Origin of the sequence: Serratia sp. OS31, assembly GCF_014164835.1 — a bacterium.
Lineage (GTDB): Bacteria > Pseudomonadota > Gammaproteobacteria > Enterobacterales > Enterobacteriaceae > Serratia > Serratia liquefaciens_A.
In genome coordinates this window covers 53,605-67,031 of record NZ_JACJFQ010000012.1, presented here as the reverse complement: position 1 = coordinate 67,031, position 13,427 = coordinate 53,605, and the positions used below count along the sequence as shown (strand labels likewise).

Here is a 13,427-nt window from a genome sequence, read left to right as displayed (position 1 = left end):
TTTCCCTTACACAAAATTTGCGTCTGTGGCCAGGGTTTTCTCCAACGACATAGGCGCGAAATTCGCAATAATGATATGATCTGTTCAACAACAAAATAATGAGCGGAGATGGCATGTAACATCCACATAACATTAATAAAAACAAATGGTAAGTGAATTCTCTCTATGGTGATGACCACGAGGGTATAGTATGATTCATTGTTACTGCTAACGGTTTTTTGGGCCTAATATAAAATAATCTTAGCCATTCATGCCATGGTGAACTGCGTATCATTGAGCCAAGCTTCAATTATTCATTATCATCTTTTTGGGCTTTCCAGGGCAGCAGTAAATTGACGAAAATAATGAGGTAGTGACCGATGAAGAGTGTTTTGGTTGTTGACGACCATCCTGTCACACGTTTTGCCATTAAAGTGTTGTTGGAAAAAGAAGGCCTCAGGGTAATTAGTGAAACGGGTGATGGTTTTGAGGCGCTATCATTAATTGAAAAACACAAGCCGGATCTGGTTATCGTTGATATCGACATTCACTCTATCAGCGGCATTGAACTGGTTCAGCGTTTGCGCAAACGCCAGTTCGGTGGGGCTATCCTGGTGCTGTCGGGGAAAGACGAACCTTACTATATTAAAAACTGTGTGAGCGCCGGGGCGGATGGTTTTATCAGTAAGGCGAATAACTTATGCGACCTGCACAGCGCTGTGGCAGCAATTAGCGCCGGCTATGGTTATTTCCCTTTAAAACAGGCAAGACAACAGATTTTGCAGCCCGATGAAGATAAACAAAAAAATGCAATTGCTTCGCTTTCGGCAAAAGAGTTGCAGGTATTACGTTATTTGGCAAAAGGCATGCGATTGGTCGATATTGGTTTGCAGATGAATATAAGTGATAAGACGGTAGGGACCTATAAAAGAAGAGTTATGGCCAAGCTGGACCTTAATAGCATGATGGAAACCTATGAGTTTTGCATGAAAAATAATTTGGATTAAATAACCTGGACGAAAAATGCGCAAACCCAACGAGGGGCAGAATGTGATGGAGGATGGCCAGTTATCGTTGTCCGCACATGTAGATATCAACCGGCTTTTTCAGGTTGCTGGCAACGACATTTCTTTTATTAAAACGCTACTTTATAAAGCTAACGAAGAAAATATAAAGGAAATTGCCCTGGCCCAAACCTTGGCAAAGCAGGGTGATCGGGTTGGGGTTGCCAAAACGGTTCATCGATTAAAAGGCTCCGCGCAAACCATCTGTGCGAAAGAGATTGCGGCGGCCTGTCTGGCCTTTGAGAACCGAGGGTTGGAAGATATGCACCCTGATAAAATCTATAGCGGTTTGAAAATAATAGAATTAATGATATTTTCTTTGAATGACTGTTTAATCCATCTGCGTTAGTTTGAGCATAATGATGAGGTAATAACAGAGCATTTAAACGCGCACTCCTGGTTATGTCATCTTTACCTTACGAGAGATGTGGTTATTGCTCACACTATAACCGTCAATAGCGTTACTGCGCCGAGCTGAATTCTCATTTTTATCCGCTATCTCCAGCGCAATAATACCCTGACAGGATGAGATAAATGTCACCAGGAGGGTTTTATGACACGCGATAGCATTGTTCAGGCGCGAATTGACACGAACTTAAAGCAACGCGCAGAAGCGGTATTCAAAGAGATGGGCATGACCGTTTCTGAAGGCATTCGGATGTTCCTTGGCCGCATAGTGAAAGAGGGAACCATGCCGGAAGAACTGCTCAATGGCAGTAGCGCTAACCGCGAACAACCTTGCTACCAGGCTTATAATGATATTCTGTCCCAGCTGGAATATCCTGAAACCCAGCGTAACTATTCTCAATATAAATCAGAAAAGCTAGGGAATATGTTGAATACCGATAATCGCAGTTAGACTATTCATTTCTCTATAATAAAATGAATACTTTCGCACTCTGCTCAGCGGTTTCGACCGCTGAGACATATCCCTGACTTTATACAGAAAACCTTCTCGCTTGCTATTTTTAGGAAGCGGCAATTAAAACACCAAGAATGGCGATCAGCACAAACCAAAACCACTTAGAGATTTTTTCTGGCTTCCATTCTTCGCCATACTCTACCCGATAACCCTGCTTACGCTGTTTGTCATCCATTTCATTCCCTGAGCATCAAGATCCATAAATATCCCTGGTTGTATTTTAAGATGAATCCTAACGACGTTGAACTTAAACTGTATTTTTAGGTAAAAATCCTAATGATAAGTGTGTGGGGGGGCGTAAAAAACCGTCACGCAGAGCGGTAAATGAGATTGTTGCTGCGGTTTTTCTTGGGGGCTGCTGAGGAGGAAGTTAACGATCAATACGGCTCAGGGTTTGCATCAATGATAAAAGCCCTGACCGTTGCAGCCAGGGCTTTTAAGGTACTATCGACTTCAAATTTAACATTACCAGGCTTAATATTTTACTGCTGAAGTTCTACACTAAATGTACAGGTTAATCGTAGATAATATTGGGTTAAAGAAAGCCTCCCCTATATTTATCAGTTTAAACTCAGCGCCCACCTAAATAATAAAGGTATGGCATCTCAACTCGTACATCTCCCCTCGCGATATCTATTCTTTGATGCATAGCCTCACTTCTATTGCGACCGGCTTTCACTATCTTACTCATTGATCGCAAACAAAAAACAGTTCTACCATGGCCTTACATCATCGCGTTTTGGTACACACCCTGCGATTGTCGGTACTTATGACGTGGCCTTAAAGCTTCATCGAGCAAGACTGTAACTTTTCTCAGCATCGATGGCCCATACTAAAAAAACTTCGTGGCCTTTATCGCAAAATAAATTAATAACAGTTTACTTAACACTTTTACTATTAACAGCCGCTATCATTACGCTGCTGTTGATTACCAATCTACGGGTTTATCAAACAGTGTCAATACTGTTTTTAATGACATGTCTTTATTAACAGTGCTTATGAAATACCCGCGAAGCCTTATTTTTCAGTATTTAAAGCATATTTTCATTGGCACCCATCCGCTCAGGGGAAATATTAAAGCGAAATTACTTTTTCTGAGCGGAAAGGGGCGATGTTATGGGGCATTTTCGCCTATCAGGGCCTGGCAACGAATCGAGCCAGCCGTTGCTGCAACTGGCTGTTTTCTTTACGTAACTGCTCAATCTCTTCGAGCAATGTCAGGGTGACGGCAATGCCCGGCCAGTCCAGTGCCAGCTCATGGTGCAATTGCTGAGCACGATGGAAAGTGATCAAGGCGCGATCGTCAAAGATCCACTCTTCCGTTGTCGGGTTGCGCGGCTCTATAACGCCCAAGCCGACAATCTCCGCTAGCTCATCCTCAGTCACACCGGTATGCAAACAAAACTCGGTAATGGTGAAAGTTACTTTTAGGTTAGCCATTTTGCTTACTCCACTCTTTGCGCGGATCAAAGCTCGCCTGAGTTTCCGCCAGCTGTTGCCACAGCGCAGCACTCTTTTCGTCTGGCTTCGGCGGCATCATGACCTTGATCACGGCATACAAATCGCCGGTTTCCTTTTTGCCGACCAAGCCTTTTCCCTTAACGCGCAGGCGCTGCCCGGTTTGGCTGCCGGCAGGGATGGTCAACAAAATGCTGTCTTTCAGAGTAGGAACCGGCACCTTGGCACCGAGTGCAGCTTCCCAGGGGGCAATCGGCAACACAATTTCCAGATCGTGCCCTACCACGTCGAATAATGGGTGCGGAGCAATACGGATGATAAGGTAGAGATCGCCGTTTGCGCCGCCGTCGCTACCCGGTCCGCCCTGGCCCTTAAGACGAATGCGTTCGCCATCGCCTACGCCGGCAGGGATTTTCACATTAAGGGTTTTGGGGATTTCCTGCTCCACCATGCCAAAGGCGTTATAGACCGGCAGGCTGTAGCGAATAGTGCGAGCTTGCTCGGCAACTGTTTCTTCCAGGAATATGGCCACTTCCATTTCAATATCTTGCCCACGCATGGCTCGGCTTTGGCGCTGACGCTGGCCGCGCGCATGTTCGCCGAACATGGAGGAAAAGATATCGGAAAAATCTTCGGCATTATTTGCATTTGCGTGTGCATGCTGGGTTTGGCGGCCGAAGTTCGGATCATTGCGATGTTGGCGGAGTTGATCATATTCAGCGCGGCGCTCGTCGTCTTTCAGCACCTCGTAGGCTTCGGCCACTTCTTTAAACTGCGCCTCGGCATTTTTTTCCGTACTGACATCTGGATGATACTTTCGCGCCAGCCGGCGGTAGGCGGTTTTTATCGCCTTGAGGTCATCGGATGGTTTGACCCCTAAAATGGTATAATAGTCCTTGAATTCCATAGCGTTATCATCTCATTTCAATCTTTCGTCAGGGGAAGTAACTGAACCTGTTTTGCGTGCAACCTGATTAATATTAAGGCACTTGGCCGCCGATGTATCGGGGTAATTGTCGGCAGCGCAACGGAAAAGCGGAGCCGAGTGGCCCCGCCTGAGATCACGAGCGTTTCAGCTGCCGGGCAACCTGGAACAGCCCAAAAGAGCTGAAAAGCATTTCAATACCGACAATGGTGGTGACCAACACGACGGAGGTCATCGGATCGGCACTGAACAGCATCCAGGCAATGATCAGATCCAAAATACCAATCACGTATTGCAGCCAGCTGCCGCTGACTTCACGGAGCTTATAGCCGGCTATCAGTCGAACAATGCCGCCCAGAGCGAACAACACGGCAAGATAGACCGCCATGGCGAAAATGCCTACCGCCGGGGTGGTGATAAACACGTAGCCGATAATAAGATAAGCCACCCCCAGCAAAATACCGCCGATCATCGGCCAGGTATTTTGCACTCGGTTAGCCAGCATGCCGAAAATGAGACCGAAACCGCTCAGCAGCAAAAAAATGCCCATGACCATACTGAGCGCGGCACCGGAAGCGAAGGGGCTGAACAGGCAAAAAATGCCGCCCACTAAAAGCAATATTGAGATGATTAACAGCGGGGTACGTTGTTTCTTTAGGCTTTGTTCATCGATATTCAACGAATGAAGATGATTCATATTTAGCATGGTGCAACTCCCTTGTTTTGAATGTCCTGCACATTATTATAGTGGAACACACCTTCTTGGTGATGATGCTTTGCTGCGGTGTTTTGTCCTCCGGCTCAAAAAGAGTCATAGCGGCGAATTACCGAAGGTTTTTCATGGCATACGTGCCAGAATATAAAAAATCACGCCGCTCTGCTGACTGAGACAATAGATACCTGATATGGACCGTTCCCGCTTATTGAAGTTTCTGCTGCCCTACCTGTGGCCTAAAGATAATCCCAGGCTGCGTTATTACCTGGTGATCGCCTTTGTTTTTATGGTGGTTTCCAAGGTCAGTATCACGCTGGTACCGCTGGCTTATAAAGCCATGGTCGATGCCTTGAGCGGTGAAACCGCCAAAATGCTGGCGATCCCCATTGGCTTGATCCTGGCCTATGGTGTGGCGCGCGTCGGGGGCGCGTTATTTGAAGAATTGCGCAACGTGATGTTCGTGCACGTTAGCCAGAATGCGACCCGCTTGCTGGGATTGCGCGTATTTAGACAGTTGCATGCGCTGAGCCTGCGTTTTCACCTGGAGCGGCAGACCGGCGGGCTGTCGCTGTCGATCGAACGCGGCACTCAGGCGGTGGCGACGGTGCTTTCGCGGCTGCTGTTCTCCATTTTTCCTATCCTGTTCGAAATCACCCTGGTTTCGGTGATCATGTGGCATCTGTTAAACGGCTGGTTTGCGCTGGCGATTGTGGTGACGGTTGGCTGCTATATCCTGTTCACCGTGATGGCCGTCAGCTGGCGAACCCGTTTCAGGCGTGAGCTCAACCGGGCCAACGCCGATACCAACAGCAAATCGCTCGACAGCCTGTTGAATTACGAGACGGTAAAATACTTCGGTAATGAAGATTTTGAGGCCGATCGGTTCAATATGTCGCGTCGCCTGTATGAATATGCCGCCATCAAAAATCAGTTCAGTTTTACCGCCATCAACCTCGGGCAAACGGCCATCATATCCATCGGATTGATCGTGATGATGGCGATGGCAGCGCAGGGCATTGTGCAGGGGCGGATGACGGTCGGTGACTTTGTGTTGGTGAATGCCTATCTGCTGCAGCTTTATCAGCCGCTGAATTTCTTCGGGTTTATTTATGCCGAAGTCAGGCAGGCGCTGATCGACATGGAGAACATGTTCGATCTGCTGCAGGAAGAGCAGGAAATTGTCGACAGGCCAGATGCGACAGCGTTGCAATTGCGCGCAGGTGAGGTGAGTTTTGACTCGGTCAGCTTTGGCTATGATGAGCGTCGGCCGATCCTGAAAAACGTCAGTTTCACCATCCCGGCCGGCAACACGGTGGCAGTCGTCGGCGCTTCGGGGGCCGGTAAATCCACGCTATCCCGGCTGCTGTTTCGTTTCTACGACGTGAACGGCGGCGCCGTCTCGATTGACGGCCAGGATATCCGCGGCCTGAAGCAGGCCAGCCTGCGCGCGGCCATCGGCATCGTGCCGCAGGACACCGTGTTGTTCAATGATACGTTGGGCTACAACATCGGTTACGGTAAAACCGGTTCGAGTCAGGAAGAGATCGAGCGCGCGGCTCGGTTGGCGCATATTCACGAGTTTATCGTCAGCCTGCCCGATGGGTATGAAACACGGGTGGGCGAGCGCGGGCTCAAGCTGTCGGGTGGGGAAAAGCAGCGGGTGGCGATTGCCCGCACCATCCTGAAAAATCCGGCGATCCTGGTGTTCGACGAGGCAACCAGTGCTCTGGATACCCAGACCGAACGCGAAATTCAGGCGCATCTGCGTGAGGTGAGCCGCGACCACACCACATTGGTGATCGCGCACCGTCTGTCGACGGTGGTGGATGCTGATGAAATCATCGTGCTGGAGGCCGGTGAGATCGTTGAGCGTGGGCGACATGACGCCTTGCTGGCTGCCAACGGCCGCTATGCTGCAATGTGGCAAAACCAATATAGCGAAGAGCAGCAGTCCTGAAAGTGTTGCCCCAGGTGATAACCCAGGCCTGGGGCTCGGCAGTTAAAGATCGCCAGTCAGGTATTGTGCCACGCCCTTGCCGAAGCTCCAGTCACCCTTGCTGTTGGTGGTGATGGACACCATTAAGTCATTGCCTTCAATCCCGCAGCTTTCTTTCAGCTCACGGCAAAGCTCGGCATAAAAGCGTTGTTTTTGCTCTTCGGCCCGTGGGCTGGTAATCACCCGAACCACCACCAGATCGCGGGTACGGGTCAGGTTAAGACCGGTATCTTCAATCACCATGTGCTTAGCCTTATTTTCATGAACAATCTGGTAGCGATCGCGAGTGGGAACCTCAAAGGCACTGAGGACAGCACGGTGGGCTGCATCAAGCAGCTTTTGCAGTTCGGCGTCGCTGCGACCCTCGATTACATCAAAGATAACTAATGGCATAGTAATAATCCTGTCAGTGAGTTAATGGTTTTTTCTGTGCGCAGGGCAGCGTTTTGACATCGCCTTTGTGCATGCATCTTAGCCAAGCACCGGGACGGGAAGAAGCGCTATACTTGAATTCATTGTTTAGATAAATGAACAGTCGACGATGAAAAATCCCAAAATAGAAACCCTGTGGACCCATTTGCATTGGCTTACCGTGTTGGCCGAGCAGGGCAGTTATACCCGGGCGGCGGAGCGGTTGGACGTCAGCAAAGCGGCCATGAGCCAAAAAATCAAAGAGATTGAAATGCTGGCCGGGGTGCCGTTGGTACAGCGGACCACCCGCAGCGTCAGGCTGACCGAGGCCGGATTGAGGCTGGTCGAAGAACTGCGCCAGCCTTTCGCGCAGATTAAGCAGAGTTTTTCCGGCATTTGCGACTCTGCCGGGCCGTTGCGCGGTGCGGTGCGGGTCACGGCGCCGGTGGCGTTTGCTCGTCAACAACTGGTGCCGCGTATTACCGGCTTTCTCCGCGCTAATCCTGAGGTGCGGGTGCAGCTTGAGGTTTCGGATCGGCTGGTATCGTTGGCTACCGAGGGTTTTGATTTGGCGATCCGTCACAGTGACAGCCTGCCCGATACCCATGTCGCCTGGCGGCTGTGCTCAACCGAAACCCTGGCGGTGGCGTCGGCAGACTACGTAAAACGCCACGGCATGCCGACGTCACCGGCGGATCTGCAACGGCATCAGTGCCTTTACTACCCCCGCGGCACCGAACAACCCGGCTGGAGCTTCGTGGCTAAACACGCGTCGCAGGGCAAAGCAGAAAAAACTCGCGTGCCGGTCAGCGGCCCTTTTGCCACCAATAACAGCGAATCGATACGCGATGCGGCGGCAGAAGGGTTGGGTATTGCCTTGCTGCCGGACTTCAGCGCGCAGCAGGCGTTGGCGGACGGTCGATTGATTGAGGTACTGCCGGCCTGGCGGCCGATAGGCGCTTTTGCCGACAGTCTTTATGTGGTTCGCCCCTATGCGTCCCAGGTATCGCGAGCAGTGACGGAGTTCAGCCGTTATTTGCGTGGCGCCTTTGCAGAAGGGTTTACTGCCGGCTGAACGGCGCATTGGGCTCTTGTGCGGTGCCGCGCATCAATGGCTGCGGCAAACCATCAAGCATTTCTTTTTGCGGCGAGAGTAACCAGGCGGCTTTACTCGCCGTCGCGCGGTCGGTGGTGAACATATTCCAGCACCGTACCGTCGGGTAGGCGGGCATTGAAACAGGCACCGGTCGGGACTTCCACCGGACCGAAAAATATTTCTGCTCCGGCGTCCAGCAGGCGTTGATGATAGGGATAAATATCATCGACCAACAGCGTGCCGACGGTAGAGCGGAAGGGCTGCAAATTCTCTGGCGACCCTTCCAGGATCAAAAAGGGGCCGACGGCTGCCAACACCAGGCTGTGCTGAGGAAAATCAAAACGCATGTCTGCCTGCACTCCCTGCAGCTGTTCATAAAAGGCGATGGTGCGGTCTATTTCGCCTTCGCCGACATAGACCCGGATCAAAACCCTCGGCTCTTTCAACGTTGAAGAGTCCGCGGTCTTGCGCCAAAAACCGGCTTCGGTGAGTTTTGTCGTCATCGGTGATGCCTTAAAAGAAAGGGCCAGGCCACCATCATGCACCCGTTATCCGACAACCATCAGACTGAATCGGCATAAGTTAGCATGGGGCGATTTATGAGTGGCGTTGCCCGTTTAGACCGCAGGTGACAACGGGCAACTACGGCTCATGGCTGGTGAGAGCGCCGTCGCCACGGTGGGTGCAACGGCCATGATGCTGGCGGCTTCAGGAACCGCCAGGGGAGGGTGTCAGCCGCGTCCGTGGACCAAAGAGCCGGCGCCAATTTCAGCAATGGTTTTGGCTCCGGTCAGCGTCATGGCAACGCGCATTTCTTTATCCAACAGCTCCAGCAGGTTAGCGACACCGGCCTGACCGGCGGCGGCCAGCGCGTAAACGAAGGCGCGCCCCAGCAGTACGCTGTCAGCCCCCAGAGCGATCATTCGCACCACGTCCAATCCGCTGCGGATGCCGGAGTCGGCCAGCAACGTAATGTCGCCTTTTACCGCATCGGCGATCGCCGGCATGGCGCGTGCGGTCGAGAGTACACCGTCCAACTGACGGCCGCCGTGGTTGGAGACGATGATGCCGTCGGCGCCGAATCGCACCGCATCCTTGGCGTCTTCGGGATCCAGAATGCCTTTAATGATCATCGGCCCTTCCCAGAATTCACGGATCCACTCCAGATCTTTCCATGAGATGGAAGGATCGAAGTTGGCCCCCAGCCAGCCGATATAGTCTTCGAGACTGGTCGGTTTACCGCGATAGGCCGACACATTGCCCAGATCGTGCGGTTTCCCCAACAGGCCAACGTCCCAGGCCCATTGCGGGTGAGTAAACGCCTGCAGCACGCGGCGCAGGGAGGCGTTGGGGCCGCTCATACCGGAATGGGCGTCGCGATAGCGCGCGCCGGGGACCGGCATATCAACGGTGAACACCAGCGTTTTCACCCCGGCCGCTTTGGCACGCTCGAGCGCATTACGCATAAAGCCACGGTCCTTCAGCACGTACAGTTGGAACCACATGGGCCGATCGATGGCCGGCGCGACTTCCTCAATCGGGCATACCGAAACCGTAGACAACGTAAAGGGAATGCCTTTCTGCGCCGCGGCCCGAGCCGCCTGTACCTCACCACGACGGGCATACATGCCGGTTAACCCGACCGGACCCAGTATCACCGGCATCGCCAGCTTTTCGCCGAACAGGTGGGTTTCCAGACTGAGGTCCGACATATTGCGCAGCACGCGCTGGCGCAGGGCGATATCGGCCAGATCTTCGGTATTGCGCTTGAGCGTATGCTCCGCGTAGGCCCCGCCGTCAATATAGTGGAACAAAAAGGGCGGAAGCTTGGCTTGCGCGGCAGCCCGATAGTCGGTTGAGGCGGAGATGATCATGTTTTTTTACCTTCTTTCGATAACGTACTTTGGATCAGAGAGCCAGGATCTGGGCCATGACGGCGGCGATCCCTCCGTACGCCAGCATCGGCAGCACGGTCTTTCTGATGATTTTTCCTTCGGCGTTGCCGATCCCGAGGATCGAACAGACGGCGATAATATTGTTCAGGCACACCATATTGCCCATGGCGCCTCCGACAGATTGCAGCGCCAGCGTCAGGTTGACGTTTAGCCCGCTGCTCAGGGCGATCGACTGTTGGATGCCGCCGAACGTCAGGTTGGAAACGGTATTCGAGCCAGAGAAGAACGACCCCAGCGCGCCCAGGAAAGAAGAGAACAGCAGCCAGCTTTCCCCCGTCAGCGCCGCAAGCGCTTTGCCAATGAGGATCACCGGTGCGTCGTTGTCCCCCTGCATCATCAGGTTGACCATCACCAGGGCACCCAACAGGGCGATAAACGGCCTGGCTATCCGTTGACCGGTTTCGCTGAACATCTGTTTGACCTGGTGACGGCTCAGCCGAAAAAGCGGAATACACAGCACCACTACCAGCAGAAAGGGGATCAGCGCGGGCACGTACAGCGTCTTGTAACTGGCGGCGGCCTGCGTACCGAGCACCTGTTGCAGCTCGATAATCAGGGCGTCGCTGACGCGCAGTTCCCCCAGCCAACCGAGATCCCCTTGCCACAGCGGGGCCGTACTGTTGAGCAGCGCTTTGATACCCAATTGGTGGATGCGGGTCACTATCAGGATAGCAATCAGCAGCAGGGTCGGCGTCATGGCTTTGAGCACCTGCATAAAGGGCACCGGCCGGGCGTTTTCCTGTTGCTTCTCTGTGCACGTCAGGCCGATATCGGCGCGAGCCAACAACACCGACATCGCCAGGCCAATGGCGCCGCCGACCAGCGCCGGAAACTCATAATTCACCTGAGCAAGCAGCAGATAGGGCAGGGTACAGCTCAGGATGCTAAGCAAAATAAAAGGTAGATTGCGGCGAATGTCGCGCCAGGAAACGATAAAACGCAACGCCAGCAGCGGAATCACGAACCCGGCGACAAAATGGATCAGCGCGGTCTGGCGGCCAATGTCCAGCAGGCTGGCGTCCGACAGGCCCAGATTGGCAAAGCCAAACCAGGTGGGGGTACCCACGGCGCCGAAGGAGACGGGCACCGAGTTCATCACCAGCGTCAGCAGGGCGACCCGCAGTGGGTTAAAGCCCAGCCCCACCAGAATGGGGGCCGCGATAGCCGCCGGCGTGCCGAAGCCGCTGGCGCCTTCTATCATGAACGCGAATGCCCAACCGATGATCATCAACTGGGCCACTGGGTTGGGGCTGATATTCTCCAACCAGCGGCGTACCACGTTTTCCGCCCCGCTGATCTGCATCAGTTTATTCAGCAAAATCGCACCGGCGATGATGGTGATAGGGGTTAAGACCGCCACCAGTGCAGTGACGATATTGGCATGCAACAGCAGGGGAGCGCTGTCGAACCACAGTAGCTGCACGGCATATACGACGATAGCCGTCAGCGGCAGAGCGAGGTAAGAGGGAACGCCATTCCGTTTGGTCATCATCCAAATCAGCAGGACGATGGGCGCAACGCTGAAAAAAAGGGACATAAGATCCTCTTCGGTTATTATTTTTATTTTCGCGGAGATGTAGCTAAATGGTTAATTGCCGCAACATTTTTATTCTAATCACAACATTGGAGGCGGTGCTATACGGCAATTTTTTAACATCGAAAAGCGTCAGCGTGATGATTACAAAATGGGATTATTGGTATATGAAGGGGTAAGGGGTATTTATTTAAAAATCAAGGCATTGGTTATTTACTTAAAGCGGAGATGGGGCTGGATCACATTAATTAGGCGTTAATTCACCATAGATTATATCTAAAAATGCTGTAATCCCGCGCCGGCATCCTGCGGCTGAAAGGAAGGATATTGTGATCGACCTCAAAAGTAATGGCGGATATTTTGATAGTCCGCGATGATATGTTCGATCAGCAACCGGGTTTTTAGCGGTAAATTGCGGGTATAAGGGTAGACCGCATAAACGCCTAATACCTTGCCACAGTGGCCGGACAAAACTTCTACCAGCGTACCTTCCTGCAAATCCTCGAACACCATGCAACGTGGCACCATGGCAATGCCATAACCGCCAATCGCCGCCTTGCGGATAGCCCGTGCGTTATTGGCGGACAAATTGCCTTTAACCTGCAGCTCATAAATCTCGCTGCCGCCCGGTGGCTTCATCAGCCAATTGTCGGTACCGCTTTCCTGATAGGTGTAGGTCAGGCAGTTATGCTTGAGCAGGTCGTCGGCTGAATGGGGTTCGGCATGCTGTTGCAGATAGCCGGGCGAGCAGACTATTACCCAACGGGAGTCAAGAATGTGGCGCGCGATGAGACTTGAATCTGGCAGGGTGCCGGTGCGGATCGCCAGATCTATCCCTTCGTTGACCAGATCGGCAAAGCGATTTTCCAGCCGCATCTCTACCTTCAGGTTCGGGTGCCGCGCACAGAATTCCGCCACGCTCTCGCTGAGCAGCAGCTCGCCCGAAATGGTCGGTACCGACATGCGGATAACGCCGGTCAATTCGTCGCTGTTTTCGCTGACGACGTTCAGCGCATCCTGAATTTTGGCGCTGATCTCTTTGGCCTGGCGATACAGGCTGCGGCCATTTTCCGTTAGCGTCAGGCTGCGTGTGGTGCGATAAAGCAGGCGCGCGCCGAGGGATTTCTCCAGACGTCCGATACGTTTGCTGACCACCGAACTGGTGATGCCGGCCGTTTCTGCGGCTTTGCTGAAAGAACCGCAGTCAACAATTAAGGCGAACAGGATCAGATCGTTGGCATATTCATGTGTAGGCAGCATCAGTCTTGGTTTTCCTTGTCCCAGATCTCCAGCCAGTGTAAATCCTCTCGGGCAGGAATCAATCGTCGACGACAATATGAGAATTGTTATTGATATCACTTTTTGGCCGCTT

At 52.4% G+C, this 13,427-nt stretch carries 15 protein-coding genes; 5 read left to right on the top strand and 10 right to left on the bottom strand.

Translation table 11 applies throughout. From position 1 onward, the window contains the following. The first annotated feature begins 359 nt into the window (after nucleotides 1-359). From H5P17_RS12330 to H5P17_RS12320, 3 genes are all read left to right on the top strand, one after another. Nucleotides 360-986, top strand: coding sequence for a response regulator (locus tag H5P17_RS12330; RefSeq protein ID WP_044553224.1), 627 nt, complete (start codon nucleotides 360-362; stop codon nucleotides 984-986). A 16-nt stretch (nucleotides 987-1,002) separates the two neighbouring features. Then, entirely contained in the window at nucleotides 1,003-1,392 is a 390-nt protein-coding gene (locus H5P17_RS12325; protein WP_182823186.1) for an Hpt domain-containing protein, read from the top strand. A gap of 204 nt (nucleotides 1,393-1,596) precedes the next feature. Next, a complete protein-coding gene (locus H5P17_RS12320; RefSeq protein ID WP_182823184.1) occupies nucleotides 1,597-1,902 on the top strand; it encodes a type II toxin-antitoxin system RelB/DinJ family antitoxin in 306 nt (101 codons plus the stop codon). Between the two features lie 109 nt (nucleotides 1,903-2,011). Here the strand turns inward: H5P17_RS12320 and H5P17_RS26645 are convergent, their stop codons facing one another. From H5P17_RS26645 to H5P17_RS12305, 4 genes are all read right to left on the bottom strand, one after another. Beyond that, on the bottom strand, nucleotides 2,012-2,140 hold the full coding sequence (locus tag H5P17_RS26645; RefSeq protein ID WP_255477903.1) for a hypothetical protein: 129 nt from the start codon (nucleotides 2,138-2,140) through the stop codon (nucleotides 2,012-2,014). A gap of 959 nt (nucleotides 2,141-3,099) precedes the next feature. Next, nucleotides 3,100-3,405 carry a chaperone modulator CbpM gene (gene cbpM, locus H5P17_RS12315; protein WP_182823183.1) on the bottom strand — a complete coding sequence of 102 codons (306 nt, stop codon included), beginning with the start codon at nucleotides 3,403-3,405 and terminating at the stop codon, nucleotides 3,100-3,102. Next, nucleotides 3,398-4,330 (bottom strand): curved DNA-binding protein, encoded by a 933-nt coding sequence (gene cbpA, locus H5P17_RS12310; RefSeq protein WP_182823181.1) that lies wholly within the window; start codon nucleotides 4,328-4,330, stop codon nucleotides 3,398-3,400. The genes cbpM and cbpA overlap by 8 nt, the downstream gene beginning before the upstream one ends. 154 nt (nucleotides 4,331-4,484) lie before the next feature. Continuing rightward, nucleotides 4,485-5,054 carry an HdeD family acid-resistance protein gene (locus tag H5P17_RS12305; RefSeq protein ID WP_182823179.1) on the bottom strand — a complete coding sequence of 190 codons (570 nt, stop codon included), beginning with the start codon at nucleotides 5,052-5,054 and terminating at the stop codon, nucleotides 4,485-4,487. Nucleotides 5,055-5,253: 199 nt separating this feature from the next. Here H5P17_RS12305 and H5P17_RS12300 point away from each other — a divergent pair, with 199 nt between their 5' ends. Next, a complete protein-coding gene (locus H5P17_RS12300) occupies nucleotides 5,254-7,020 on the top strand; it encodes an ABC transporter ATP-binding protein/permease (RefSeq protein WP_182823177.1) in 1,767 nt (588 codons plus the stop codon). A gap of 42 nt (nucleotides 7,021-7,062) precedes the next feature. Here the strand turns inward: H5P17_RS12300 and H5P17_RS12295 are convergent, their stop codons facing one another. Continuing rightward, nucleotides 7,063-7,452 (bottom strand): tautomerase family protein, encoded by a 390-nt coding sequence (locus H5P17_RS12295; protein WP_182823175.1) that lies wholly within the window; start codon nucleotides 7,450-7,452, stop codon nucleotides 7,063-7,065. A 148-nt stretch (nucleotides 7,453-7,600) separates the two neighbouring features. Here H5P17_RS12295 and H5P17_RS12290 point away from each other — a divergent pair, with 148 nt between their 5' ends. After that, on the top strand, nucleotides 7,601-8,545 hold the full coding sequence (locus H5P17_RS12290) for a LysR family transcriptional regulator (protein ID WP_182823173.1): 945 nt from the start codon (nucleotides 7,601-7,603) through the stop codon (nucleotides 8,543-8,545). Here the strand turns inward: H5P17_RS12290 and H5P17_RS12285 are convergent. The 5 genes from H5P17_RS12285 to H5P17_RS12265 all read right to left on the bottom strand — a co-directional run bounded on the left by H5P17_RS12285 (nucleotide 8,532) and on the right by H5P17_RS12265 (nucleotide 13,315). Further along, nucleotides 8,532-8,669, bottom strand: coding sequence for a hypothetical protein (locus H5P17_RS12285; protein WP_156033856.1), 138 nt, complete (start codon nucleotides 8,667-8,669; stop codon nucleotides 8,532-8,534). The genes H5P17_RS12290 and H5P17_RS12285 overlap by 14 nt on opposite strands. Continuing rightward, nucleotides 8,638-9,069, bottom strand: coding sequence for a VOC family protein (locus H5P17_RS12280; protein ID WP_044553213.1), 432 nt, complete (start codon nucleotides 9,067-9,069; stop codon nucleotides 8,638-8,640). Before H5P17_RS12280 ends, H5P17_RS12285 begins: the two co-directional genes overlap by 32 nt. A 228-nt stretch (nucleotides 9,070-9,297) precedes the next feature. Beyond that, nucleotides 9,298-10,440, bottom strand: a complete 1,143-nt coding sequence (gene lldD / locus H5P17_RS12275; RefSeq protein WP_182823171.1) for an FMN-dependent L-lactate dehydrogenase LldD — start codon at nucleotides 10,438-10,440, stop codon at nucleotides 9,298-9,300. 34 nt (nucleotides 10,441-10,474) lie between these two features. After that, a complete protein-coding gene (locus tag H5P17_RS12270; protein WP_182823169.1) occupies nucleotides 10,475-12,058 on the bottom strand; it encodes an L-lactate permease in 1,584 nt (527 codons plus the stop codon). Nucleotides 12,059-12,394: 336 nt separating this feature from the next. Beyond that, the gene (locus H5P17_RS12265) at nucleotides 12,395-13,315 is read right to left on the bottom strand and encodes a LysR family transcriptional regulator (protein WP_182823168.1); all 921 of its coding nucleotides are present in this window, start codon (nucleotides 13,313-13,315) and stop codon (nucleotides 12,395-12,397) included. Nucleotides 13,316-13,427 lie beyond the last annotated feature (112 nt).